This is a genomic window from Carnobacterium sp. (genome assembly GCF_032094055.1).
GTDB lineage: Bacteria > Bacillota > Bacilli > Lactobacillales > Carnobacteriaceae > Carnobacterium_A.
Window position 1 is genome coordinate 562 of record NZ_DAMDAK010000137.1, and the last position, 1636, is coordinate 2197.

The following is a 1636-nucleotide window of genomic DNA, read 5'->3' on the forward strand; positions in this document are numbered from 1 at the left end:
AAAAAGTGGAATGTGTGTATCACCACTTCAAATGTTACGTGATACTGAGAACACAAGTGTGAATTATGCTTTACCATTTAAAAAGAAATTTCAACTTTTTATATTTACTTGTGGCATTCTTTCTATTTATGTTTACAATATAGCTTTCACAACAAATACAAATGGCAACGCAGTCTTTAAGTGGTTTCTTGCTCTTTTACTTACAACTGCAGTTCTGTTATTTATTTTTACTTTTGTCCGATTTATAGGGTTTATATATTCTTTATTATTCAGATTAATTGGCGCCATGAAAAGCATAATGCCACAAAGCCTCTTTCTTGCTTTACACAACATGGCTACTACAAGTAAACGAAATGGTTTATTGGCAGTTACCTTAACTATTGGTGTTGTTTCTGTTGTCTCTAGTCATGTATTTGCAGACAATTTAATTGAGTCAGTTCAAGGTCAATTGGAAAGAGAGGCAATGGGAAATATCCTTATTACAAGTTCCATTCATGACGAAGGGAACGTTGAAAAGCAGCTACAATCTATTAAGGACATAAAAGGATCGAAAAAAGGTTATCAATTAGATGGAAGACTCCAAAATATTAACGGAGTGGACGCAGCATCTATATTCATGAAAAATATAAAAGATGATAAATTTTTTAGCTCAACTAAAATTTCAATAGAAGGGGTAGATACCTCTCTTAACTCTAGATCCTATATGATATCTGAAGGGCGTGATTTAGCTCTATCGGATGCAAAGGGGAAAAAGCAATTCTTTTGGACAGCTATAAGAAATTAAGTGTAAAAGTCGGTGATACAGTTGACATTCAAATTGGAAATGAATTAGTAAACTGCGAAATTATAGGTTTCTTTAAATCTGGTGTAGTTAAAACCGTTGGCATCCGTATTCCAACTGAAACATTAGCTACATATGGGAAACCAAGCCGAATTACTTATTCCTTAGATAGTGATCCTAAAAAAACAAATACTATATTAACAGAATTAAATGAAAAACTTCCTGGTTCAGCAATGGCATATTCAATTGCCGCTACAGCAATCGATAGTCTTCAGTATATTATTCAAATGCAAAGTGCTTTCTTCTCAATTGTAGCGTTGTTCGCATTTTTAACAGCTGTTCTTACAATTGGAAATCAAGTTGTCATTCGCTTAATGCAACAGACACGAGATGTTGCTATTATGAAAACAGTTGGTATGTCTTCTAGTAATTTGATGAAGTCTATCTTATTAGAAAACACGATTATCTCCCTATCGGCTGGATTAGTTGGCGCTGGAATTGCCCTAGCCTTTTCAGGTATCACTTTACGCTTCTTATTCCAAATGCCGATGAAAATAGATATGACTTGGTCCATTTTAGGCATACTTTTATCTGTTATAACAACAATAATTGTTGTATGGATAGCAGCAAAACAATCATTATCGGCTAAACCTATACACCTTTTACAAAATAAATAAAGAAAGAAAAAAGTGTATTTTGATTATCTAGTCAAAATACGCTTTTTCTATTTTCTTTAAAACAACACATATCCTATGTCTATCAGGTTAAAATTAAAGAATACCCCAGAACGAAAATCTGGGGATCCCTCCCTCACATGCTTGTTCCCATTTAAAAACTGAATTAGATTAAACCTAG

The 1636-nt window shown here is 33.3% G+C and carries 2 protein-coding genes; both read left to right on the top strand.

All coding sequences use genetic code 11. The annotated features are described in order from the left end of the window. Positions 1–784 (top strand): hypothetical protein (locus RT405_RS13275; protein WP_313470325.1); only part of this gene is annotated, 784 nt, incomplete at its 5' end. Beyond that, positions 763–1458 carry an FtsX-like permease family protein gene (locus RT405_RS13280; protein WP_313470328.1) on the top strand — a complete coding sequence of 232 codons (696 nt, stop codon included), beginning with the start codon at positions 763–765 and terminating at the stop codon, positions 1456–1458. The genes RT405_RS13275 and RT405_RS13280, both read left to right, overlap by 22 nt. The last annotated feature ends 178 nt before the right edge of the window (positions 1459–1636 follow it).